Genomic DNA, 22849 nt, shown 5'->3' with positions numbered 1-22849 from the left:
AGCGAATCGGCAGCCGCACCCGTTTCGAATACATCCCTTGAAAGTCAACGACATGGCCGCCCACATCACCTCGAGTCGACTATCCATCGCAAACCGCCTGCTGGCGTTCGTCATCATCACCGCGCTGCACGCGAACGCGTCAGCGCAGGCACCCATAACCGCGGCCGACGGATCGCAGGACAGGCAATACTGGGCTGCGACGCTCTACCGGATTGCGGCACCGGTGATCCTGAACCTGGCCGGCGGTAGCCTGAAGGCCAACATGCCGGTCGAGGTACCGCCCGGCCAAGGCGACGCGTTCTTCCGTCAGGTCACCCACCTGGAGGCAGTCGGCCGCACGATGGCAGGCGTTGCCCCCTGGCTGGCCCTGCCCGACGACGACACGGCCGAAGGCAAGCTGCGCAAACAACTGCGCGGCGCATTCCTGAAGGGCATCGCCAACGGCGTGAATCCCGCCCATCCGGACTACCTGAACTTCAGGACCGAGAAGCAGCCCATCGTCGATGCCGCGTACTTGGCGCAGGCCTTCATCCGGGCACCGAAAGCCTTGTGGGAGCCGCTGGACAAGACCACCCGGCAGCGGCTGATCGACGAGTTCAAGGCCTTACGCAGCCGGACCGGGGCCTACAACAACTGGCTGCTCTTCGCCGGCATCAACGAGGCCTTCCTGCTGTCGATCGGCGAGCAAGCCGATCCGGTGCGCATCGAGTTCGCCAAGCGGAAGATGGCCGAGTGGTATGTGGGCGACGGCTGGTACAGCGACGGTCCGAAGTTCAGCATGGACTACTACAACAGCTACGTCATGCATTCGATGCTGGTCGACTTCCTCGGCATCCTCGTCGCCCACCATATGGCAGACCCCGCCGAGCACCAAGCCGCCGTGCAGCGCCTGGTCCGGTATGCGGAGTTCACCGAGCGGTTGATCGCGCCGGATGGCAGCTATCCCGCGTTCGGGCGCTCGATCACCTATCGCACCGGAGCCTTCCAGGCCCTGGCCCATGCGGCCCTGATGGAGAAGCTGCCGCCCCACGTGGCGCCGGCGCAGGTGCGCGGCGCGCTCACCGCGGTGATGCGCCGCATGTTCGACGGCTGCGCCAACTTCGACGACAAGGGCTGGCTGGTGCTGGGCTTCTGCGGCCATCAGCCCGGTGTCGCCGACATCTACACCTCGACGGGAAGCCTGTACATGGCCACGCTCGGCTTCCTGGCGCTGGGCCTGCCTGCCGACAACCGTTTCTGGACCGACCCGCCGGCCGACTGGACCGCGCGCAAGGCCTGGACCGGCAAGCCGCTGCACAAGGACTACAAGGTCGAGTATTGACCCATCAGGGCCCTGAAGCCCGCCTTGCCTAGCACCGGATCCTTCAGCCCTTGCCATTGGACGTCGGCCAGCTCGTAGCGGCCTGGGGGTGACATGCGGAAAGGCTCCCCCTGCCCGCATCGTCCCATCCCTTCCCGGTCACCCTTGAATGTCGATTGAGCCTGGACCTACGCCGCCCCGTCGCATTCCCAATGCGCACGGGCCGGCGTACAGGCTAGGCTTGCGGCCGCTACGCCACCCGCCGCACCCATGCACCGTCTTCCCGGCCTCGACCTGTTGCGCAGCATCGCCATCGTCTGGGTGATGCTCTTCCACGCCTTCCTTGTCGGCGGCCTGGGGCCGGGCTTCGAGTGGCTCTCGCGTTTTGGCTGGGCCGGCGTGGACATCTTCTTCGTGCTCAGCGGCTTTCTCATCGGCTCGCAGCTGCTGAGCTCCCTCCGGCGCGGCGAGGCGCTGCGGCTGGGCGACTTCTACTGGCGCCGTGCCTGGCGCATCCTGCCGGCCTTCGCCGTCGTGCTGGCGGTCTACGTCGCCTTCCCGGTGCTGCGCGAGACGCCCAGCCTCGAAGCGTGGTGGCAGTTCGCCAGCTTCACGCTGAATCTCCTCATCGACTACGGCCGCAACCAGGCCTTCTCGCATGCCTGGTCCCTGTGCGTGGAAGAGCACTTCTATCTGTTCTTCCCGCTGCTGGCGTGGTGGTTTGCGCGCCGGCCGTCGGCTGCACGCCTGGCCGCGCTGTGCGTGGTGCTGGTGCTGGGCGGCATTGCCCTGCGCGCGGGCGTCTGGCTGCACGACAACGCCCTCCAGCCTTCGCGCAACTGGTTCATCGAGGACATCTACTACCCGACCTGGATGCGCCTGGACGGCCTGCTGGCGGGCGTCATGCTGGCGGCCCTGCGCGTCTACCGACCCGGGCTTTGGGCCAGGCTGCTGGCGCGCCCGACACCGCTGATGCTGGCGGGCCTGGCCACCGTCACCCTCGCCTTCTGGCTGTTTCGCGACCGCACCGGCCTGGCCGCCAACGCCATCGGCTGGCCGCTGCTGTCGCTGGGCCTGGGCCTGCTGGTGGCGTCCGCCTGTGCGCCCAGGGGTCGGCTGGGCCGCCGCGCGCTGCCAGGCGCGGGCTGGCTGGCCGGCATCTCCTACAGCCTCTACCTGAGCCACAAGATCGCGATGCACGCCGTCCACGCCTGGATCGCCCCCGCGCTGCCGCTGCAAGGGCCTGCGCTGTTCCCGGTCTACGCCGCCGCCATCCTTGCGGTGGGCGCCGCCCTGCACCACCTCGTCGAGCAGCCCGGGCTGCGGCTGCGCGACCGGCTGGCCCGTTCACCGCGGGCGGTCCCGGCCGGGAGCATGCCGGCATGACCTGCCCGCCGGGCACCGACGTCCATTTGCGCGACCTCGCGCGGTTGCGTCGCGTGCGCGACCGAATCGACCGCGAGTATGCGCAAGCGCTGGACGTCGACGCGCTGGCCCGCGGGGTGCACATGTCGGGCGGCCACCTGAGCCGGCAGTTCCGCCTGGCCTATGGCGAGTCGGTCTACAGCTATCTGATGACGCGTCGCATCGAGCGCGCGATGGCCTTGCTGCGCCGTGGCGACCTGAGCGTGACAGAGGTCTGCTTCACGGTCGGCTGCTCATCGCTGGGCAGCTTCAGCACGCGCTTCAGCGAACTGGTGGGCCAGTCACCCAGCGTCTACAAGCGCGAGCAGGCGCAGGCAACCCAGGGCATGCCGGCCTGCGTCGCGCGCCAGGTCACCAAACCGATCAGGAATCGAGAAGCGCCTGAATCGAGCGAAACATAGACTGCCCGTCATGGCTCAACGATCCGACGGAGACCCCGCCATGAACATCTGCATTCACGCCAGCTTCCTGCCCCAGACCGATCCCGAGGCGTCGCTCACCTTCTACCGAGACACCCTGGGCTTCGAGGTGCGCAACGACGTGGGCTACAACGGCCTGCGCTGGATCACCGTCGGCCCCAAGGGCCAGCCCGACACGTCCATCGTGCTGCACCCGCCGGCCGTCACGCCCGGCATCACCGAGGACGAGCGCCGCACCATCAGCGAGATGATGGCCAAGGGCACCTTCGGCATGCTCATCCTGTCCACGCTCAACCTCGACGAGACCTTTGCCAGGCTGCAGGCCCGGGACGCGGAGATCGTCGAGGAGCCAACGCTGCAACCCTATGGCGTGCGCGATTGCGCGGTGCGCGACCCCGCTGGCAACCTGCTCCGCATCCAGGAGCGTCGCTGAACGATGCGCCCCCCCGACCTCCACGACCGCATCCGCGTGCAGGGCGCGCGCGAGAACAACCTCAAGGACGTCAGCGTCGACATCCCCAAGCGGCGTATGACGGTGTTCACCGGCGTGTCGGGCTCGGGCAAGAGCTCCCTCGTCTTCAGCACTATCGCGGCCGAGTCTCAGCGCCTCATCAACGAAACCTACAGCGCATTCGTACAGGGCTTCATGCCCACGCTGGCGCGGCCCGAGGTCGATGTGCTTGAGGGCATCACGACGGCCATCATCGTGGACCAGGAGCGCCTGGGTGCCAACGCCCGCTCCACCGTCGGCACGGTTACGGACGCCAACGCCATGCTGCGCATCCTGTTCAGCCGCGTCGGCAAGCCCCACGTCGGCCCGCCCAGCGCCTTCGCCTTCAACGTGCCGTCGGTGCAGGCCACCGGCGTCATCACGGTGGACAAGGGCAGCGCCAGCCAGGCCGTCAAGCAGAGCTTCTCGCGCACCGGCGGCATGTGCCCGCGCTGCGAGGGCATGGGCGCGGTGTCGGATTTCGACCTGACCCAGTTGTTTGATGCCAGCAAGTCCCTCAATGAAGGCGCCATCACCATCCCGGGCTACAGCATGGAGGGCTGGTACGGCCGCATCTTCCGCGGCTGCGGCTTCTTCGACGCCGACAAACCCATCGCCAGGTTCACCAAGCGCGAGCTGCACGACCTGCTGCACAAGGAAGCGACCAAGATCAAGGTCGACGGCATCAACCTGACCTATGCCGGCCTGATCCCCTCCATCCAGAAGTCCTTCCTGTCCAAGGACGTGGATGCACTGCAGCCACATATCCGCGCCTTCGTCGACCGCGCCATCACCTTCCAGACCTGCCCCGAGTGCCAGGGCACGCGACTCAGCGAGACGGCGCGCTCCTGCAAGATCGCCAGGCTCAGCATCGCCGACGTCTGCGCGATGCAGATCAGCGACCTCGCCGACTGGGTGCGCGGCCTGAAGGAGCCCGGCGTCGCGCCGCTGCTGCAGGCGCTTGTGCATTCGCTGGACGCCTTCGCCGAGATCGGCCTGGGCTACCTGTCGCTGGACCGGCCCGCCGGCACGCTGTCTGGCGGCGAGGCACAGCGCGTGAAGATGATCCGCCACCTGGGCTCGGCGCTGACCGATGTGACCTACGTCTTCGACGAGCCGACCACCGGCCTGCACCCGCACGACATCCAGCGCATGAACCGCCTGCTGCTGCGGCTGCGCGACAAGGGCAACACCGTCCTCGTCGTCGAGCACAAGCCCGAGGTCATCGCGATCGCCGACCATGTCGTCGATCTCGGCCCCGGCGCCGGCGCCGCCGGAGGCGAGATCGTCTACGAGGGCACCGCCGCCGGCCTGCGCAAGAGCGGCACGTTGACCGGCCGGCACCTGGACGACCGCGCCCAGCTCAAGCCTGCGGTGCGCAAGGCCAAGGGCGCGCTCAAGGTGCGCGGCGCCGATGCGCATAACCTGCAAAAGGTCAGCGTCGACATTCCTCTGGGCGTGCTCTGCGTCGTCACTGGCGTGGCCGGCTCGGGCAAGAGCTCGCTGATCCACGGCTCGGTGTCCCGGCTCGACGGCGTCGTCACGATCGACCAGGCGGCCATCCGCGGCTCGCGGCGCAGCAACCCGGCCACCTACACGGGCCTGCTGGACCCGATACGCAGCGCCTTCGCCAAGGCCAACGGCGTCAAGCCCGCGCTGTTCAGCGCCAACTCCGAGGGCGCCTGCCCCACTTGCAATGGCGCCGGCCTGATCTTCACGGACTTGGGGCCCATGGCCACCGTGTCGACCGTCTGCGAGGACTGTGGCGGCAAGCGCTTCCAGGCCGCCGTGCTGGACTACAAGCTCGGTGGCCGCGACATCAGCGAAGTGCTGGCCATGTCCGTCGCCGAGGCCAGCGAGTTCTTGGGCGCGGGCCCGGCCAGGACGCCATCGGCACACGCCATCCTGCAGCGCCTGGCCGACGTGGGCCTGGGCTATCTCAGTCTGGGCCAGCCACTGACCACGTTGTCCGGCGGCGAACGCCAGCGCCTCAAGCTCGCGGCGCAACTGGCCGAGAAGGGCGACACCTACGTGCTCGACGAACCCACCGCTGGCCTGCACCTGGCCGACGTCGAGCAGTTGCTTGGCCTGCTGGACCGGCTCGTCGACGCGGGCAAGTCCGTCATCGTCATCGAGCACCACCAGGCCGTCATGGCCCACGCGGACTGGATCATCGACCTCGGCCCCGGCGCCGGCCACGAGGGCGGCCGCATCGTCTTCGAGGGTACGCCGGCCGCGCTGGTCAACGCGCGATCGACGCTGACCGGCCAGCACCTGGCCGACTACACGCTCAAGCCACGACCGGCACGCTGATCTCGAACCAGAACCTGCTGCCCTGGGCGAGCCGGCTCTCCAGACGGACCTCGCCGCCCATCATGCGCACCAGCTGACGGCTGATGGCCAGGCCGAGGCCAGTGCCGCCCACGCGCTGCTCGGCGCTGCCGGCCTGCTCGAAGGGCTCGAACAGGCGCACGGCCTGGTCCTCGGCGATGCCGACGCCGCTGTCCTGCACCTCGAAGCGCAGCAACGCATGACCCACCTCCGCGCCGGTTGAGGCCAGGGCCTGCACGCGCAGCGTCACGCCCCCCACATGCGTGAACTTGACGGCATTGCCCAGCAGGTTCAACAGCACCTGGTTGAGCCGCTTCTCGTCAGCCAACACGACGGCCGGCAGCTGCGGGCCGAGCTCCAGGTCCAGCGCGATGTGCTTGTCCTCGGCCATCACGCGCACGATGTCGACGACGGCCTGCAGGCGCGGCACCAGCTCCACGGGCGCGATGCGCAGCTCGGCCTTCCCGGCCTCGATGCGCGACAGATCCAGGATGTCAACGATCAGTGTCAGCAGGTGCTGGCCGCTGCTGTGGATGATGTCCAGGCCGCTGCGCTGCTTGGCTGTCAGTCCGCTGTCCATCTTCAGGATCTGGGCATAGCCCATGATGGCGTTCAGCGGCGTGCGCAGCTCGTGACTCATGCGCGCCAGGAACTGGCTCTTGGCGCGGCTGGCGATCTCGGCGCGCTCCTTGGCGTCGCTGAGCTCCAGCGTGCGCTCGCGCACCAGGTCCTCCAGGTGGTCCCGGTGGGCGCCCAGCTCGGCCTCGCGCTCCTGCAGCGCTGCGATCATGCGGTTGAAGCTGTGCGCCATCAGCGCAATATCGTGCGGCCCGCCGGCGGGTGCGCGGGCATCGCTCTCGCCATGCTCGACCCGCGCCATCGCGTCGGAAAGCGCCGCCAGCGGCCGCGTCAGGCGCAGTGCCAGATAGCGCACCGCAACCAGGAAGATCAACGAGAACAGCAGCGCCACGCCGAAATTGGTGACGAACAGCGAGGCCTGGGTTCGATGCAGCGTGGCCTTGCTCTGGACCACGCGCACATGGCCCAGCAGCTGGGCCGGGCTCAGCGTGACGTCGAACGGCGTGGGCTCGGGGCGGGTCCAGACCGGCGCAGAGAAGGCCCAGCTCTCCTCGGTCTCCTGGTCCAGCCAGGCCTCGCTGGCGGCCGGCGCCGGCGGGGCGCCCGCCGTGGGCAGGCGATCGCGCTCCGGCCCCAACGCCAGCAGCAGGTGACCGCGCGTGTCCCGTATCTCGATGGCCATGACGTCAGGAAAGGCCAGCGATGCGCGTACCGCCTCCTCGGCGTTGTCGGCCGCGGCATAGAGCAGCGCCAGCGAGCTGTTGGATGCGAGATTGGTGGCGACACGGCCGCCCTGCTCCATGAGCATGGCCCGCACCTCGCGGCCGCCCTGCCAGGCGTTGACCGCGGCCACCATCAGGGCCAGGCACAGCGCACCCAGCGCGACGCCTAGGCTCAGCTGGCGGCGGAACGAGGACTCGCGGGCATGGCGCGCGTACATCCGCAACGGCCAGGGCCAGCGCCGCGGCGTGGCGCCCGCGCCCGCGTCCGGCGGCAGAGCGGGCGTCGGGCTGCGGGGTGGCGTGTGGGAGTCGTTCACAGCGTCTCAACCGTTAGGGTAGACCAGATCGAATCCGGCCTGCGCGGCAGCCACGTCCAGCCCCAGATGCGCGGCGGTGCGGATATTGATGGCAGCCCGGGTGTCGCGCAGCGGCGCCACGCCGGCGGCCAGCGCCCGTGGGTTGCCCAGTAGGCGCTGCGCCGCGGCGGCCAGGCTGCGCCCGAGTTCGGTGTTGTCGGGGTAGAGCGAGAACAGTGCACCCCGCTTCACATGGGCCAGGTGGCTGGAGAACACGGCGATGGAGCGGTTCCAGCCGTCCTTCAGCACCATCGAAAGCACGATGTTGTCGTCCACGGTCGTGGGGTCCTGCGGCAGCCACAGCGCATCACGCGCCGGATCGGCCGTGGCCAGCAGCTGGGCATATAGGCGCAGCGCACCGGCCTGGTCGCCGGCCTCCTGGGCCAGCAGTTCCAGGCCTTCGGCGCGGGCGGCCTCGCGCGCAAGCCGCACCAACCAGCCGTTCAGCCGCGGGTCGTAGACCAGGTGCACGCGCCGCACGCCGGGCATCAGCCGTTTCAGACGCGCCAACAGGAGCGCCGGATCTGGCGCCAGCGTGTAGACGGGAAAAGCCCGCGCCTCGCTCTCCTGCACCGACACCACGCAGCCGACCAGCACCGCCAGCTCGCCTGCCAGCGCAGTCGCGATGCGCATACCGCCGCGGCCCAGGCCGATGAGCACCTTCGCGTCACGCCGCCGCAGGTCCTCGGCGACCTCGGCCGGCTTGGCACTGTTGCTCACCGCGACGCTGGCGACGCTACCGCGCAGCTTCTCCTCTATGCCTTCGATGATGGCCGTGAAGATCTGCTTGAAGGGCTCGCCGAGGTCAGGGTAGACGACGGCCACGCCGCGACCGGACTCGGCCGCCATCACGTCGCCGCCGGCCAGCGAGGCCACGCCACCCAGGGCCTGTCGCAGCAGTGCGCGGCGCGTGGCTTGCGGGGTTCGGCCGTGGGAGATCAAAGTGGTGTCGGGTCGATGCGACGCTGTGCGCGGAGTGGCGCATTATGCAGACGCCCCCTCCCTTCCTCGTTCCATGCGCAAAGTCGCGCGGGCGGAGTTCACGAACCTGGCGCACACCTGCGCCGAACGTCTCGGCGACGCCCCACTGACAGCACAATACACGCCCATCACTCTCCACCTCGGGGACGCAGCACATGAGATCTATCCTCGGCCTGGCGATTCTGGGAGGCGCCTGCTGGGCAACGATGCAGCCGGCAGCCTTCGCGCTGCCACCGACCGAAGAGGAAGAGCTGGCCCAGGTCTATGGCGACAAGACGACCGTCTCCATCGCCACAGGCGCACCGCAGGCGCTGCGCCGCGCGCCGGCCGTAGCCACGGTCATCACGGCGCAGGACATAGCGGCCATGGGCGCGGCCGACCTGGACGAAGTGCTGGAGACGGTGCCCGGTCTGCACGTGAGCCGCAGCAGCGGTGCCTACTCGCCGCTCTACCAGATCCGCGGCGTCGCAAGCGACTTCAACCCCCAGGTACTGATGCTGCAGAACGGCGTGCCGATGACGACGCTGTACGTCGGCAACCGTGGCCTCATCTGGGGTGGGCTGCCGGTGCAGAACATCGCGCGCATCGAGGTCATCCGCGGGCCAGGCTCGGCGCTCTACGGGGCCGACGCCTACGCGGGCGTCATCAACATCATCACCAAGGGGCCGCAGGACCTCCCCGACACAGAACTGGGCCTGCGCGCCGGCTCCTTTGGCAGCGTAGACACGTGGCTCCAGCACGGCGGCAGGCTGGGGCCGCTGGCGATGGCAGCCTTCCTGCGCACGGGCCGCAGCGACGGCTTCCGGGAGTCCATCGGCTCGGACGCACAGACCGCCATGGATGCATTGTTCGGCACCCATGCCAGCCTGGCGCCAGGGCCAGTCAACACCGGCTACCACGCCGTCGACGGCGGGTTAGAACTGGGCTTGGACAAATGGCGGCTGCATGCCGGCCTGAAGAGGCGTAGCGACATGGGCACAGGCGCGGGCATCGCCGGCGCCCTCGATCCCGTGGGCCGCATGGGTTCGCAGCGCGTGGAAGTGGACACGGGCGTCGGTGACGTCGACCTGGCGCCGGGCTGGCGGCTGAGCATGAGCGGCAGTTGGCTGCATTACACGCAGAAGCTGTCCGTGCCGGTCCAGTTGTTCCCGCGCGGGGCCTTCGGCGGCACGTTCCCGAACGGCGTGCTGGGCTCACCCAGCACTTGGGAGCGGCAGTTTCGCCTGTCCACCGCCGTCACCTACAGCGGCTGGGCCGGGCACCAGTGGCGCGTGGGCCTGGGCCGCGACGATCTCGACCTCTACCGCACGCGCGAGTTCAAGAACTTCGACGTCATCACCTCCGGCCCCCTCACGGGCCTGCCGGTCCCTCTACCTGGCGGCCAACTGATCGAGGCGCCAGTGGCGGACTCCTTCCTCGCCCCGCACCGCCGCCGCGTGCACTACGCCTATGTGCAGGACGAGTGGAGCTTCGCGCGCGACTGGACGCTGACTGCGGGCGTACGCCAGGACCGCTACTCCGACTTTGGCCGTACGACCAACCCGCGTGTCGCGCTTGTGTGGGACGCGAGCCTGGACCTCACCGTCAAGCTGCTCTACGGCAGCGCCTTCCGCGCACCATCGTTCAACGAGCAGTACGGCGTCAACCCGGTGGCCAGCGGCAACGCGGCCATCCAGCCCGAGACCATGCGCACTGTCGAGGCGGCCCTGCAATGGCATGCCTCGCGGGAACTGCAGCTCAACGTCAACGTCTTCCGCTACGCGATGGGAGACATTATCAAGACCACGTCCAACCCAGCACCCGCGCCCGGCGCCACGTTCCGCAATGCCGGCTCGCAGCGCGGCCAGGGTGGCGAGGTCGAATGGGTCTGGGACGCGCGGCGCAATCTGCGTCTCGCCGGCAGTTACGCCTACCAGCGCTCCATCGACGAGCTGCACCATACCGATGCCGGCTACGCGCCCCGCCACCACCTCAACGCGCGGCTGGACTGGGCGTTCGCGAACGCCTCGCAGTTCAGCGGGCGAATCAACCACGTGCGCTCGCGCCTGCGCGCCTTCGGCGACACCCGGCCGCCCACGCCCGACTACACGACGCTGGATCTGACACTCAGGACGCTGCTCGCGCGCACGGGCTGGGAGCTGTCCGTCACGCTGCTGAACGCCTTCGATGCAGACGCGCGCGAGCCCAGCCTGCCAAGCACCAACATCGCGGGCGACCTGCCCATGGCCGGGCGCTCGCTGGCGGCCCAGGCCAGCTACAAGTTCTAGACGCCCCAGCGCCGCTTGGCTGCGCCCTCGTATGCGATGTGCTCGCAGGACAGTGGGAACAAGGTGCCGGCCGGGCGCCCCGCGGCCTCGATGTAGCAGGGCGTCATGCCCGCCAGCAGCATGGGCAACTGGAAGTGGTGGAACTCGGTGACCGACAGTCCGAGGTCCGCCGCCAGCCCGGCCGTCAGGGCCGCGTAGTTCATCTTCAGCCGTGCGTCGCGCGCCACCAGCAGGCGCTCTACCTCATGAGCCAGTGCGAGGTGCGGGCCGCCATCCAACCCCTGCTCGCGCGCGATGTCCAGCAGCCAGGGCAGGCGCTCGTCGGTCGCGTGGATGGGGCGGCCGTAGCCGTAGATGCGCCGCTGCGCCAACTCCTGCGCCACGATGTCCACCAGTGCCTCGCCGGCCGTCACGCGGCGCTGCGCACCGCTGAGGAAGTCAATGGCGCGCACGCAGGGATGGCCACCATAGACCACCGCCTCGGACATGCCCAACGCCGCCGACATGCCGAGCCCCGGCGTGCTGCGCGTGCTGCCGGCAAGCGCCGCGACGCGGTTGTTCCACAGCCGCGCGTCCGGGTAGCTGGTGCAGACCCACATCGCGTGCAGCAGGCGCAGCTCGCGCGCGCCGAAGCGGCGGCCCGTGATGGACAGAAGGTAGAGCTCGACCCAGTCCGCATGCCGCAGGTCTTCGTGCAGGTTATGGCCCAGGAACACCGCCCGCGTGCCGACGAAGGCCTTGCCGGCGCGAGTGGCGAGGCAGTCGGCGCCATCGCGCAAACGTTGCGGGCCGTTCATGTGGCCACCTCGGCCAACGGATCGTTCAGCAGGTCCAACTCGAAGAACGGGAACTGCTTAGGCCCCAGCGCGCGCTGCTCCAGCGCATGCGCGGCGGCGCCGGGCAGGCGCAGCAGCAGGTAGAGCATCTCACCCTGCTCCGGTGTGAAGCCGAGGTCGGCCAGCGCGGCGGCGGCGACACCCGTCATGGCCAGCGGCGCCATGGCAGCGGCCTCCAGCGCGGGCCGCTGGCCAGCCAGCCAGGCCAGTCGCCGGCTCGCGGGACTGGCGGCCAGGTGGACCAGTGTCTGCAGCGCCAGCGCCGCCATGCGCTGCGCATGGGCGTCGAAGCCCGCCGGATGGTCGCCGTCCGGCCAGATACCGGCGACGGCCTCGCCGCGCTCCTGCAAGGCCAGGACCCATAGCGCCAGATCCGTCCCGCAGCGCTGCCAGAGCTGCATCGCGTGGAAGACTTCGCGCGCGCCGCCCTGTCGACCGGCCCCTACGGCAAGTGCGGCCATCAGGCTGGCGGCGGCCGTCGAGCCGCCGGTACCGGCGCACATGGCCGCATGCACGGATGGGTCGCGCGGCCCCGGATTGGCAAGCGCGAGCGCAAGGTCGTCCAGCAGCGCAGCCCCTGCCGGCGCTGGCGCCTCGCCGCGGAACAGCAGGAACAGCATTTCCACCCAGCGCGCCCGGCCCAGCATCTCGCCGTAGACGTCGTAGCCATGGCAGAGCGCGCTGCGCGTGGCGAAGGCGTTGTCGGGCTCGGCCTCCTCCCGCCAGATGCGCGTTCGCACGCGCTCGCGGGGCACCGTCATCGCGCCGTCCCCAGCGTCTTCATGCGCAGGTTCATCGGCGGTACCTCCTCGCCATCGATGCGCACGTCCAGCAGCGTCGGCCCGCGGCGCGACAGCAAGGCCGGGAAGTCAAGCGCCTCCAGGTCCTGCGCCGAACGCACGACATGGCCGGGGATGCCCATGGCCGCTGCCATCGCGGCGAAGTCGACCTTTGGCAGCTGGAAGCCGATGGGCTCGGCGCCGGCCAGGCGCTGGCCATGCTTGACCATGCCCAGCGCGCCGTCGTTCAGCACGACATAGAGCACCGGCAGACCCAGCTCGGCGGCCACGGTGATCTCCTGGCCGTTCATCAGGTAACTGCCGTCGCCCGTCAGGCAGACGACCGGGCAGCGGCTGTCCGCCATCGCGATGCCCACGGCAGAGCCTATGGCCCAGCCCATGGGGGCGAAATCCATCGTCACGCGCAGCCAGTTGGCGTTGCGCTGGCGCCTGTCCTGGCCGGCCGCCGGCCGGTCGCCGGCGGGCGCTCGGCGCCGGTCCTGCGGCGCTAGGTAGTGAACGGCCCAGGCGGCACTGTTGCCGGCGTCGGCGACGAAACGCGTCTGCGGCGGGCAGCGCTCGCCCAGCGTCGCCATCAAGCACTGCGGCTTCACCGGCGCGCCGTTGTCGCGCAAGGCCTGGGGGTGGTCGACCATGGCCTCGTAGGCCTGGCGGGCTACCTGCGGGTGCAGGAAGGGCAGCAACTGCGCATCCTGCACTTGGCGCGCGGGAGCCAACAGCGCGATCAGCTGCTCGCAGACCGACTTGATGTGGCCGCGCACATGCAGCCGCGCCATCGGCGAACGCATCAGGTTCTCGTCGCTGTCGTCCACATGGACGAGGCGGCTGTTCAGCAGCGCCGTGGACCAGCCGCCGCTGTTGAACTCGCCGAAGCCCGTGCCCAGCGCGATGACGAGGTCGGGTTCGTCGCGCAGCAGGGCCGCCGCACTGCCATGGCCGCCGAAACCGAACACGCCCCGATAGCGCGGGTGGCGCGGGTTGACGAGGCCCTTGCCGTCAGGCGTCGTGATGAAGTGGCCGTCGGTGCGCTGCACCAGCTGCATCAGCTCGCTGACGGCGTCGCCGCAGCCGTCGCCGATCAGCCAGACCGGCTGGCGGGCCGAGAACAGCAGACGCGCGAGCTCGCGCGCGGCCGGCAGGTCGACGAGGGCCGGCGCGCGGCGCAGCAGGCCGCCGAAGTCGGGCATCTCCAGGTCGTCGGGCAGCGGCTGGCGCAGGATGTCCACCGGGATGGACAGGTGGCTGGGGCCGCTGGGCGCGCGCTGGGCCTGCATCAGCGCGTTGAAAAGCTTGGTGGGCAGTTGCTCGGCATGCGAGACCAGCGAGTTGTAGCGCGTGCAGGGGCGGAACATCGCCATCGTGTTGATGCCCGTGCAGCTGGACTCCTGCAGCGCGCCCTTGCCGAAGTTCTTGATCGGCGGCTGACCGGTGATGACCAGCATGGGCACGTTGTTGTCGTAGGCGCAGGCCACGCCGGTGATCAGGTTGGTTGCGCCAGGCCCCGAGGTCGCGATGCAGACGCCCAGGCGCCCCGTCTCGCGGGCATAGCCATCGGCCATGTAGGCCGCGCCCTGCTCGTTGCGAGCCACGACGGCCTGTGGGCCGCCCCGCCGGGCGCTGCGTGCCAGCGCGTTGTACAGCGGCTCGATGGCGCCGCCGGGCACGCCGAAGACATATTCGACGCCGAGCGCGGCGAGCGCTTCGACCAGCAGGTCGGCGGCATCACGGGCCGGTTCAGGCGTCAGGTCCGGGGCAAGGGCGAGAGCGAGGGCAGTCTTGGAATCCACGTTGCGAACAGGCGAGGCGCCGCAACGGACGAGGCGTGGCGCTGTTGAAGCGCCCGGCACCGGATGTCCGCACGGCAGGGAAACTGAATGAGCCCACCGACGGTGATGGGCCCTCTATTGGCCGACGGATTGAGATCCACCAGCCATGCTCCTCCTGCGTGCGCTTCGAACTTGACCTGTTCGGCGACATCTATGTCCGCGCAGAAATGCCGTTGGCAACTACGCGATGGACATAACTGTATCTAGTTGAAACAGAAATGCATCCCCGCAGATGCGGGCGGAAATACGTCACGAACTCAAGGTTTTATGCGCGCACCCGCAAGTTGCGCGACAGCCGCCAGCGTCGTCTGCGCGGCGTTGAGGCCCAGCAGGAAATCCTTGTCCGAATAGCTCGAGTACAGGTCGGTGGGTTGGTGCCAGTGCGGGTTCCAGCCGGCGCCGATCTGCATGCCGCGCTCGTTTTCGCGCACGGAGATGGCCGGCACGAGGTCCATGAAGGGCGTCGAGTCGGTGTTGGTCATGCGATTGCCCACCGCGGCCGGGTAGTCGGTCGCGTACTTCTCATTGGCGGCGCGCAGGGCCCAGGCCAGCTTGGCCGCGCCATCGGCCTGCTTGGCATTGGCCTGGAACTCGATGTTGACGTCGGCCTCGGCGCGCTGCTCCTTGGGCGCCGTATAGACCGGCTGGCCGCGAGCATCCAGCACGGGCCTGCCGGCCTCGTCCAGCTTGGGCACGGGCATGCCATGGTCGAACAGCAGCATGTCATGCTGGATCATGCCCAGCCATCTGGGCTCGGGGTAGCGGCCCGAGCCCTTGGGCGATTCGATGCCCTGCAGGTCCTGGCGCTGGGCCACGTAGGCATAGGCGCCGTTCAGGCCGGTCTCCTCGTTGTTCCAGAGGATGAAGCGGATGGAGCGCTCGGTCGTCACGCCGGGGCCACTGAAGATGCGCGCCAACTCCATGACCAGGGCCGTGCCCGAGCCATCGTCGTTGGCCGCCTCGCCGAAGCCTATGCCGTCCATGTGGGCGGAGACGATGTACATCTCGTCGGGCCGGGTGGCGCCGACCTTGGTGCAGTAGAGGCTCTCGCGCGGCGACGTGCCCAGCGGCGTGGGCTCCGCGTTCAGTGCGCGCAGCCTCTCGTCGGGCTGGGCCATGGGGTCGGTGTTGACGCCCGTGGGCGCACGCCGGCCGAACAGCGTGCCGCCGCCCTGGGCCGCAGGGCCGCCGGCGCGCCGCGGCTGCAACTGCACCGGGCCGCGCTTGGCCGGCTCGGTGAAGTCATAGCGCAGGCGCTCGGTGTTACTGCAGCCGTAGCTCTTCAGCTGCGCCTCGATCCAGTCCAGCGCCGCGCGGTTGCGCGCCGTGCCCTGGCGTCGGTCGCCGAACTGCGTCAGACCCTTGATGGTGGCCTTGTACCTCTCGAGCTCCAGGTGGTCGACGAGGGTGGCGACGGGGTCGGCGTCCTGGGCAGCAACCGGCGCGGCGAAGAGGGCGGCAAGCAGCAGGGAGAAGATGGTGGGTCTCATGGCACCAGCATAGGCCAGCCACCCCGCCCACCGCCTCAGGTCAGCCCCGCCTTGTCGAGGCCGAACATCTTGTCCTTGGAACCAGGCGGATTGCGAAAGGCCACGTTCATGCGATTCCAGCCATTGATCGCGGCGACGCGCCAGGTCAGCGTGGACAGATCCTCCTCGGAGAACTGCTCGCGCGCCTCGGCGTAGAGCGCGTCGGACACGCCCTCGGGCGCGACGCGCGTCAGTGCCTCGGTCCAGGCCAGGGCCGCGCGCTCGCGAGGCGTGAACAGCGGGGACTCGCGCCAGATGGCCACATGGTGCAGGCGCAACTCGCGCTCGCCATGGATCCGGGCCTGCTTGACGTGCATGTCCAGGCAGAAGGCGCAGCCGTTGAGCTGCGAGGCGCGGATGTCCACCAGCAGCGCGAGGGCCTCGTCCATCTTGAAGGCCATGCCGAAGTCGAGGTACTTCTTGAAGAGCTCGGGCGACTGGCGGGAGTAGTCGAGGCGGGAGGGGTGGGTGCTCATGGCGATCCTTGGAGTTGCGGGCCGGCGGAAACGCCGGCCTCACCCTCAAGACGAATCGGCCGCACCGGTTGTGACACGGCCCTCGAGCGCGGCCAGCTTGTCGGGATTGCGCTGGATGTAGACGGCAGCGACCTGACCCGGCTGCCTGCCTGGCGCCAGCGCAATGGTCTGCACCAGGCGGCCGCCAGCGGCGGCGTCGACGACCAGCAGGCCCGGCAGGCCGTTGACCGTGGCCGGCAGCAGGCGCCAGCCGCGGCTGGTGGGCAGTTGCGCAAAGCCGATGAAAGTCCGCGCGATCAGCGCGCCGCCCTGCAAGGGGCGCGGCACGGCGCTGACCTTGCCGCCGCCGTCGGCCAGCATGACGGCGTCCGCGGCCAGCAGGCGCGCCAAGCCCGTCACGTCCCGGCTGCGCACTGCCTGCATGAAGGCCTCGGCGAGACGCTCGCCCTCCTCCCGCGCCACCTCGCGCCGCGCGTAGTCGGCCTTGACGTTCTTGCGCGCACGGCTGACGAGCTGGCGGCAGGCGGCTTCGCCGCGGTCCAGGTGGCGGGCGATCTCGCCGTAATCCAGGTCGAAGACGTCATGCAGCAGGAAGGCCGCGCGCTCCAGCGGCGACAGCCGCTCCAGCGCCAGCAGGAAGGCGATGGACAGGTCCTGCGCAAACTCGGCCTGCTGCTCGGGATCGGGCGCCCAGCCAAACAGCGACTCGTCCTCGAGCAGCGGCTCTGGCAGCCAGACGCCCACGTACTGCTCGCGCCGCGCGGCGGCGGAGCGCAGTCGGTCCAGGCAGAGGTGGGTCACCAGCCGCGAAAGGAAGGCGCCCGCCTGCCCGACCGTGACCTCGTCCACCTCGGCCCAGCGCAGCCAGGCCTCCTGCACGATGTCCTCGGCCTCGGCGCGCGAGCCGAGCATGCGGTAGGCCAGCGCCCGCAGCCGGCGGGCATGGTCCGAGTCGAAGCGGCGGGCGCGGGCCGCGGGCGAGAGGTCGTCGGTCATGGCGGGAGTTTCGGGTGGCATCCTCAGCCAGACGCAACGGCTCGCGCGTTTGTGACATCAGCGCGCCGTCACCACCGCCGCCAGCAGCATCCAGGACGAATGCGGCAGCCACTGCTCCACCCAGCGCCATTGGGCGTCGTCCGGCCCCGGCCCGAAAGCGATCCCGGCGCCGGTGTCGCTGTCCGCCGCGCCGGTGATGCCGTTGGAGATGCCGCCGGCGAACATGTCGCCAGCGCTGGACGGCACGGCCGGGGGGTTGCGCTTGCCGAAGCCGTAGAGCATGGAGATGCCATAGGGGTTGCGGCCCAGGGTCCAGTCGAGCTGGCTCTGTGCATAGCCGGCCCAGCCGACCGGCATGGCCGCACCCAGCTGGCGGCTGGCGACGACCATGGCCGCGCTCAGAGAAGCCAAGCGGGCGCTCTCGCCCTGCCACCAGTAGCCGGTCTCATTGCGGTGCGGGATGAAGAAGCCCTCCATCACCTCGCCCTCGGCGCGGCCGTCCTTGCCGGCGAGCTGGAAGGCCTGGCGCGCATAGCCATACGGGTTGGCTACGCGCCCGGTGATGTCCAGCTCATGCTTCAGGGCCGCGGCGAGCACGGTGGCCACGCGGTCGCGGCGCTCCTGCTGAGGCTCGACAGCGAGGTAATGGGCCAGGCTCAGCGCCGGCAGGCCAGCCTCGACGGCATGGTAGTAGGGGCGCTTGCCGCCATCGCTGATGAAGCCGCCGTCGGCTCCCTGCCGGCCCATCAGGCGGCCGGCGCGCAGCCGCGAGGCCTCGAGAAAACGCGGCTCGCCGCTGGCGTGGAACAGCTCGACGGCGGCCATCAGCGCCGTGTAGTCGTCGATGATGTTCTCGACGCCGTCGGCGGTGTACTGCGCATTGACCTGCTCCAGGTGCTCGAAGGCACGCACCGCGTCGGCCAGATAGGTGGCGCCGCCGAACTCGCCCTGCCGGCCCGACTGCTTCGCCAGCATTGAGGCCCGGGCCAGCGATGCTATGGCCATGCCGGCGCCGGCGCGGTAGGCCGAGCGGTAGAGCCGGGTGTAGGTGCCCTCCTCGCCCTCGTAGCCGACGACCATGCGCTCGGCCTTCTCGTCGCCCCATTTGTCGAACACCGTCGTGTAGAAATAGCCGTCGGCGTCGAGGATGCGGTGCAGATAGTCCGCACCCCAGAAGGCCTCGTCCTGGACCCGTCCGAGCAGACCGGCGCGCCGGTAGAGATCGCCGGAGGTCTGCGCCGTATAGGCCAGCACCCAGGCCGCCATCGAGGTCTGCTGCGGGTTGAAGAAGTTGGCATAGCCGAGGTGGGACAGGTATTTGCCGGCGTCGCCGCCGGCGTCTTTCCAGCCGCCCCAGACGTTGACGAAGCGATCGGTCTCGAAGACGCGGATGCGCTTGTCGCCGGCACCGGTGTGACGGCTGCGGCGGAAGTAGTCCAGCGTCTTGTCGGCGATCGTGGTGAACAGCGCCTGGTCCTGCACGCGCACCGGCGCGGACAGCACGCGGGCGCCGCCCAGCGTGGCCTCGACGCGGTAGACGCCCGCCTGCTGCAAGGCGGAGAAGTCCACCTCGAAGTAGCGCCTGCCGCCTCCCCAGGCAGAGAACTCCGGCAAGGCGCTGAGCTCGCCCTGCGCGACGACCCGGCCGCCGGCCAGCACGCGGTAGCGCCCGGCCTGGGCCGGGCCCGTGTACTCGACGATGGCGCGCTTGGGGCCGGCACGCTCCAACGCCACCTGGTTCATCTGCACCAGCAGCGGCTGCGTCGGCAGCTGCACCGAGACCGTCGTCACCGGCGTGGGCGCCTGGGCCTGCAGGGCGCTCGAGAGCAGCGCCGCGCCCAGGCCGACGGCCTGCCGCCTGTTGATGGGATGTCGCTTCATTGCCATGCCATGTTCCTGGACCACTTGATCCCCGACGTCGGGCATTTGCCGCTGTTGTTCGGGTAGCTGCTGTTGATGACCTGATTGACCACGCCGACGCTGTCCATGGCCGGATTCTTCTTGTAGATGTCCAGGGCCATGCTGGCGCGCCAACAGTTGCCCGCATCGTCGCCCAGGCTCGCGGACTTGAGCCAGCGGATGTACTGGTCTGTCAGATAGGTGGCCAGGCAGGTCTCCGCGCTCAGGCTGCCGCAGTTGCCTGCCGACCGGACCGCGCCGAACGACGAGACGCTGGCGATCGAGCCGGTGTTGACCTGGACCTGGAAGGCCAGCCCGACGAGGTTGTATTTGTCGAAAGCCGTGAAGCCCAGGCCCTTGAGCGCGTCGAGCACCGGCAGCAGCTTGTCGTTGTTGATGTGCGCGTAGTGGCTCATCACATACTGGTCCTGCTGGGTGTCGAAGGTCGACTGCAGAGCCTTGCAGATCTTGGTCAGGGCCGCGCGCTTGGTCGCGTTGCCACGGCTCAGATTCGGATAGGGGTCCAGCGCCGTGTCGTCGGCCTTGAAATTGCCGGCCGACACGCCGGTGACCTGCACGCCCCAGTTCTTCATGTCCGCGTTGGTCGCGCCGATCTTGCCCAGTACATAGGGCGCGAAGGCGTTCTTGAAGTAGGCGGGGAAGTCGCCGACCGTCGTCACGCCGACCGGCCCGAAGGTGTTGCCGCGGTAGTCGGAGATGCCGACACTGGCCTCGTAGTCCACCTCGCAGTAGCGCCAGGGCCCGACGTCCTGATAGTTGGTGGTGCCGTTCTCGGGGTAGGCGTCCATGCTGAGCACCGCCTGCCACTGCGCCACCGTCAGCTTGCGGTTCTTGTCGAAGACCTTGCCGTAGACGCGCGCATCGCCCACCGGGATGACACCGCTGGCGACCGCCGGCTGGACAGCCGTCACCAGGGCCTGGCCACTGGCGGTCTCTGTGTTCGTGTACAGCCAGCCGTCGCGCACGAAGGCCGTGGCCTTCTCCGCGTGGCGGGCACTGCCGTCCGCCAGGGCCATCGATGAAGCGCCCAGCAACGCCAGCAGCGTGCAGGAGCCGATCCGGGAAAGACGGGGAGATTGCATGTTCGCCTCGACAGAAGTCAGTGGCTGGCGCCACGGGAGGGTCGTGCCCACGAGCGGCGCGACTGTAGGAGGGCTCACCCGGCGTCGTCAATACTTAAATCCAGTGGCTATATATATTTATTTCAAAGCCCTGACATGCGGCTCGGACACAATGCCGGCATCGGCCGTCCACGCGCGGCCACCGACCCGGCAGCAGCCTGCCCACTATCATCATGGCGCCATCCAGGGCGCCATCCGCACGCATGAGAACCACCGGCCGAGGAGCCACCCAACAGTCCAGCGCCCCCTACAACCGCCGCGTGGTGCTGGACTTCATCCGCCAGCAGGGCGCCGCCTCGCGCAAGGACATCGCCGACATGGTGTCGCTGAGCCCGCAGACGGTGGCCAACATCACCAACGACCTGGAGTCCATCGGCCTCATCGTGTCAAGGCGCCAGAAGGTCGACAAATCCCGGGGCCAGCCGCCCATCGCCTTCGAGCTCAATCCCCAGGCCGGCAACGCCATCGGCATCAGCCTGGAGCCCGGTCGCGCGTCGGCCGCGCTCGTCAACCTCGTCGGCGAGATCCGCCACCGCTGCGAGGTGGAGATGGACACCGGCGATCGCCAGCAGATGCTGGCCGCCATGCTGCAGTTGGTGGCCCGGCTGCGGCGCGAGTCGAACGAGCGGCTGTGGGGCATAGGCGTGGCCCTGCCCGGCCCGCTCGGCCATACCGAGATCAGCTTCGTCGGTCCGACGGCCCTGGAGGGCTGGCACGACCTGTCCGTCCTCGACGAACTCCACGAAGCCACCGGCCTGCCCCTCTTCTACCGCGTCGACAGCGTTGCGGGCGCCCTGGGCGAGACGCTGTTCGGCGTCGCCAGGCACCTGGACGACTTCTTCTACCTCCACCTGGGCCTGGGCCTGGGCGGCGCCCTGGTCATCGGCCGCTCGGCATACCCGGGCGCCGACGGCAACGCGACCGAGATCGGCCATGTGCCGGTCATGCCGGGCGGCACGCCCTGCTACTGCGGCAACCGCGGCTGCCTTGAGCGCTACCTGTCCATGCATTCGCTGGCCGAGGCCATCGGTGTGAGCGACCACGAGGTCTGGACCGTCGACCTCGCACAGCGCCTGCAGCAGCCCGGCGACACGGCGCTGCACCGCTGGTGCCGCCAGGCCGCCGACCGCCTGCGCGATGCCGTCTGCATGATCGAGAACATGCTGGACCCGCGCTCTATCGTCATCGGCGGCTCGGCGCCCAAGATCCTCGTCGAGCACCTGGTGAGCCTGGCCCTGCCCTGGCACCGCTCGGTGCGCGGCGGGATGGCGGCGCCCGAGACCCGCATCGTGCTGTCCGACCGCCAGGACGACAGCTCCCTCCTCGGCGCCGCCGTGCTGCCCATCTACGAGATGCTGTCGCCACGTCTGGAAGTGCTACAGCAGGACCGCCGCGGCGACGCCGACGTGGCCGAACTGCTGGGCCACCGGCCACCGCCAAAGCGGGCCGGATAAATATTTCAATCCACTGGATTTATTTATTGACACACCGTCCGATGGGCTCCTATAGTCGCCGCCCATGGACACGGATCGCGCACTTTTCAGCCCCCAGCTCAGCATCGTCGGCGACGTCGGCGCCGACCTCGTACTCGGCTCCCTGGACGGCTGGCCCACCATCGGCACCGAGCTGCTGATGCCCCGCAGCGAACTGCGGGCCGGCGGCTCCGGCGCCAACGCCGCGCTGGCAAGCCGCCACATCGGCCAGCGCACCCAGCTCATCTCCGCCGTCGGCCACGACCACTTCGGCCGCTGGCTGGCCGAGCAGTTCACGGGCCTGCGCACCCACCTCGAGGTCTGCGACGTCGAGACGACCATCTCCGTCGGCCTGATGCATGCCTGCGGCGACCGCAACTTCTTCACCACCCACGGCCACCTGCAGCAGCTGTCGGCCCAGCATGTGCTGAAGCATCTGCAGCCCGCCGAGGTGCCGGCCATCGCCCTCTTCACCGCCCCCTTCCTGCTGACCGGCCTGCGCGCCCGCTATGAAGACCTGCTCGCCGAGGCTTCGGCGCGCGGCTACCGGGTGGCGCTGGACACCGGCTGGCCACCCGAGGGCTGGGATGCGGACACCCTCGCTGAGGTGCGCGGCTGGCTGCAGCACTGCGACCACCTGCTCATCAACGAGCTGGAGGCGCGCAGCATTGCGGGCACCGAGGACCTGGACGCGGCGCTGGCGCTCATCGCCGGCGAGCTCAAGCCCGGCGCCAGCCTCGTCGTCAAAGTCGGCGCCCGCGGCGCCATCGGCTTCGAGGCCGGCCGGCGCACCGAGCATGGCGCCGAGCCGGCCAACATCTTCGACACCATCGGCGCGGGCGACGCCTTCAATGCCGGCTACCTCAGTGCCCGCCTGCGCGGCGGCACGCTGGACCAGGGCCTGGCCGCCGGCTGCCGCACGGCCCGCGCCATCCTGTCGCGCTTCCCGCGCAAGACCATACGCGCCGGCGAGTTCGCCGACTGCGTCGCCGCCTGAAGCCCA

Annotated in this window: 18 protein-coding genes; 8 read left to right on the top strand and 10 right to left on the bottom strand. The window is 69.4% G+C overall.

The genetic code is table 11. From position 1 onward, the window contains the following. The first annotated feature begins 37 nt into the window (after positions 1 to 37). The 5 genes from JOY88_RS08755 (at position 38) to JOY88_RS08735 (ending at position 5947) form a co-directional block, all read left to right on the top strand. Positions 38 to 1321: a DUF2264 domain-containing protein gene (locus JOY88_RS08755; protein WP_293501880.1), complete on the top strand. Its 1284-nt coding sequence runs from the start codon at positions 38 to 40 to the stop codon at positions 1319 to 1321. Between the two features lie 249 nt (positions 1322 to 1570). Continuing rightward, complete coding sequence (locus JOY88_RS08750) at positions 1571 to 2686, top strand: acyltransferase family protein (protein WP_293501879.1); 1116 nt, start codon at positions 1571 to 1573, stop codon at positions 2684 to 2686. After that, positions 2683 to 3126, top strand: a complete 444-nt coding sequence (locus JOY88_RS08745) for a helix-turn-helix transcriptional regulator (protein WP_293501878.1) — start codon at positions 2683 to 2685, stop codon at positions 3124 to 3126. The genes JOY88_RS08750 and JOY88_RS08745 overlap by 4 nt, the downstream gene beginning before the upstream one ends. Before the next feature lie 40 nt (positions 3127 to 3166). Continuing rightward, complete coding sequence (locus JOY88_RS08740; RefSeq protein WP_293501877.1) at positions 3167 to 3577, top strand: VOC family protein; 411 nt, start codon at positions 3167 to 3169, stop codon at positions 3575 to 3577. A gap of 3 nt (positions 3578 to 3580) precedes the next feature. Then, on the top strand, positions 3581 to 5947 hold the full coding sequence (locus JOY88_RS08735) for an ATP-binding cassette domain-containing protein (protein ID WP_293501876.1): 2367 nt from the start codon (positions 3581 to 3583) through the stop codon (positions 5945 to 5947). Here the strand turns inward: JOY88_RS08735 and JOY88_RS08730 are convergent. Beyond that, on the bottom strand, positions 5925 to 7583 hold the full coding sequence (locus tag JOY88_RS08730; RefSeq protein WP_293501875.1) for an ATP-binding protein: 1659 nt from the start codon (positions 7581 to 7583) through the stop codon (positions 5925 to 5927). The two genes, JOY88_RS08735 and JOY88_RS08730, sit on opposite strands and share 23 nt — an antisense overlap. A 6-nt stretch (positions 7584 to 7589) precedes the next feature. After that, positions 7590 to 8564, bottom strand: coding sequence for an ABC transporter substrate binding protein (locus tag JOY88_RS08725; protein ID WP_293501874.1), 975 nt, complete (start codon positions 8562 to 8564; stop codon positions 7590 to 7592). A 194-nt stretch (positions 8565 to 8758) separates the two neighbouring features. Between JOY88_RS08725 and JOY88_RS08720 the strand changes: the two genes are divergently transcribed. After that, positions 8759 to 10870, top strand: a complete 2112-nt coding sequence (locus tag JOY88_RS08720) for a TonB-dependent receptor plug domain-containing protein (RefSeq protein WP_293501873.1) — start codon at positions 8759 to 8761, stop codon at positions 10868 to 10870. On the opposite strand, the gene JOY88_RS08715 is transcribed toward JOY88_RS08720, so the two are convergent. From JOY88_RS08715 to JOY88_RS08680, 8 genes are all read right to left on the bottom strand, one after another. Then, positions 10867 to 11667, bottom strand: a complete 801-nt coding sequence (locus JOY88_RS08715) for a citrate synthase family protein (RefSeq protein WP_293501872.1) — start codon at positions 11665 to 11667, stop codon at positions 10867 to 10869. The genes JOY88_RS08720 and JOY88_RS08715 overlap by 4 nt on opposite strands. Then, a complete protein-coding gene (locus JOY88_RS08710) occupies positions 11664 to 12467 on the bottom strand; it encodes a citrate synthase family protein (protein WP_293501871.1) in 804 nt (267 codons plus the stop codon). Before JOY88_RS08710 ends, JOY88_RS08715 begins: the two co-directional genes overlap by 4 nt. Next, the gene (locus JOY88_RS08705; RefSeq protein ID WP_293501870.1) at positions 12464 to 14293 is read right to left on the bottom strand and encodes a thiamine pyrophosphate-binding protein; all 1830 of its coding nucleotides are present in this window, start codon (positions 14291 to 14293) and stop codon (positions 12464 to 12466) included. The genes JOY88_RS08710 and JOY88_RS08705 overlap by 4 nt, the downstream gene beginning before the upstream one ends. A 296-nt stretch (positions 14294 to 14589) precedes the next feature. Beyond that, positions 14590 to 15822 carry a M28 family peptidase gene (locus tag JOY88_RS08700; protein ID WP_293501869.1) on the bottom strand — a complete coding sequence of 411 codons (1233 nt, stop codon included), beginning with the start codon at positions 15820 to 15822 and terminating at the stop codon, positions 14590 to 14592. Positions 15823 to 15857: 35 nt separating this feature from the next. Further along, a complete protein-coding gene (locus JOY88_RS08695; RefSeq protein ID WP_293501868.1) occupies positions 15858 to 16337 on the bottom strand; it encodes a carboxymuconolactone decarboxylase family protein in 480 nt (159 codons plus the stop codon). Between the two features lie 45 nt (positions 16338 to 16382). Beyond that, entirely contained in the window at positions 16383 to 17333 is a 951-nt protein-coding gene (gene sigJ / locus JOY88_RS08690) for an RNA polymerase sigma factor SigJ (protein ID WP_293501867.1), read from the bottom strand. 57 nt (positions 17334 to 17390) lie between these two features. Next, entirely contained in the window at positions 17391 to 19214 is a 1824-nt protein-coding gene (locus JOY88_RS08685; RefSeq protein ID WP_293501866.1) for a glycoside hydrolase family 9 protein, read from the bottom strand. After that, positions 19211 to 20335 (bottom strand): hypothetical protein, encoded by a 1125-nt coding sequence (locus tag JOY88_RS08680; RefSeq protein WP_293501865.1) that lies wholly within the window; start codon positions 20333 to 20335, stop codon positions 19211 to 19213. Before JOY88_RS08680 ends, JOY88_RS08685 begins: the two co-directional genes overlap by 4 nt. A gap of 242 nt (positions 20336 to 20577) precedes the next feature. Here JOY88_RS08680 and JOY88_RS08675 point away from each other — a divergent pair, with 242 nt between their 5' ends. Continuing rightward, complete coding sequence (locus tag JOY88_RS08675) at positions 20578 to 21828, top strand: ROK family transcriptional regulator (RefSeq protein WP_293501864.1); 1251 nt, start codon at positions 20578 to 20580, stop codon at positions 21826 to 21828. A gap of 64 nt (positions 21829 to 21892) precedes the next feature. Next, on the top strand, positions 21893 to 22843 hold the full coding sequence (locus JOY88_RS08670; RefSeq protein ID WP_293501863.1) for a carbohydrate kinase family protein: 951 nt from the start codon (positions 21893 to 21895) through the stop codon (positions 22841 to 22843). Positions 22844 to 22849 lie beyond the last annotated feature (6 nt).

It is taken from the genome of Roseateles sp. (assembly GCF_019237615.1).
Taxonomy (GTDB): Bacteria; Pseudomonadota; Gammaproteobacteria; order Burkholderiales; family Burkholderiaceae_C; genus Pelomonas.
This window is presented reverse-complemented; position numbering and strand designations above follow the sequence as displayed.

What these genes read in the sequence shown, in the direction of transcription:
- JOY88_RS08750 (WP_293501879.1), top strand. Translation starts at nt 1,571, where the DNA reads ATGCACCGTCTTCCCGGCCTCGACCTGTTGCGCAGCATCGCCATCGTC.
- JOY88_RS08745 (WP_293501878.1), top strand. Translation starts at nt 2,683, where the DNA reads ATGACCTGCCCGCCGGGCACCGACGTCCATTTGCGCGACCTCGCGCGG.
- JOY88_RS08740 (WP_293501877.1), top strand. Translation starts at nt 3,167, where the DNA reads ATGAACATCTGCATTCACGCCAGCTTCCTGCCCCAGACCGATCCCGAG.
- JOY88_RS08735 (WP_293501876.1), top strand. Translation starts at nt 3,581, where the DNA reads ATGCGCCCCCCCGACCTCCACGACCGCATCCGCGTGCAGGGCGCGCGC.
- JOY88_RS08720 (WP_293501873.1), top strand. Translation starts at nt 8,759, where the DNA reads ATGAGATCTATCCTCGGCCTGGCGATTCTGGGAGGCGCCTGCTGGGCA.
- JOY88_RS08715 (WP_293501872.1), bottom strand. Translation starts at nt 11,667, where the DNA reads ATGAACGGCCCGCAACGTTTGCGCGATGGCGCCGACTGCCTCGCCACT.
- JOY88_RS08710 (WP_293501871.1), bottom strand. Translation starts at nt 12,467, where the DNA reads ATGACGGTGCCCCGCGAGCGCGTGCGAACGCGCATCTGGCGGGAGGAG.
- JOY88_RS08700 (WP_293501869.1), bottom strand. Translation starts at nt 15,822, where the DNA reads ATGAGACCCACCATCTTCTCCCTGCTGCTTGCCGCCCTCTTCGCCGCG.
- JOY88_RS08695 (WP_293501868.1), bottom strand. Translation starts at nt 16,337, where the DNA reads ATGAGCACCCACCCCTCCCGCCTCGACTACTCCCGCCAGTCGCCCGAG.
- sigJ (WP_293501867.1), bottom strand. Translation starts at nt 17,333, where the DNA reads ATGACCGACGACCTCTCGCCCGCGGCCCGCGCCCGCCGCTTCGACTCG.
- JOY88_RS08685 (WP_293501866.1), bottom strand. Translation starts at nt 19,214, where the DNA reads ATGAAGCGACATCCCATCAACAGGCGGCAGGCCGTCGGCCTGGGCGCG.
- JOY88_RS08680 (WP_293501865.1), bottom strand. Translation starts at nt 20,335, where the DNA reads ATGCAATCTCCCCGTCTTTCCCGGATCGGCTCCTGCACGCTGCTGGCG.
- JOY88_RS08675 (WP_293501864.1), top strand. Translation starts at nt 20,578, where the DNA reads ATGAGAACCACCGGCCGAGGAGCCACCCAACAGTCCAGCGCCCCCTAC.
- JOY88_RS08670 (WP_293501863.1), top strand. Translation starts at nt 21,893, where the DNA reads ATGGACACGGATCGCGCACTTTTCAGCCCCCAGCTCAGCATCGTCGGC.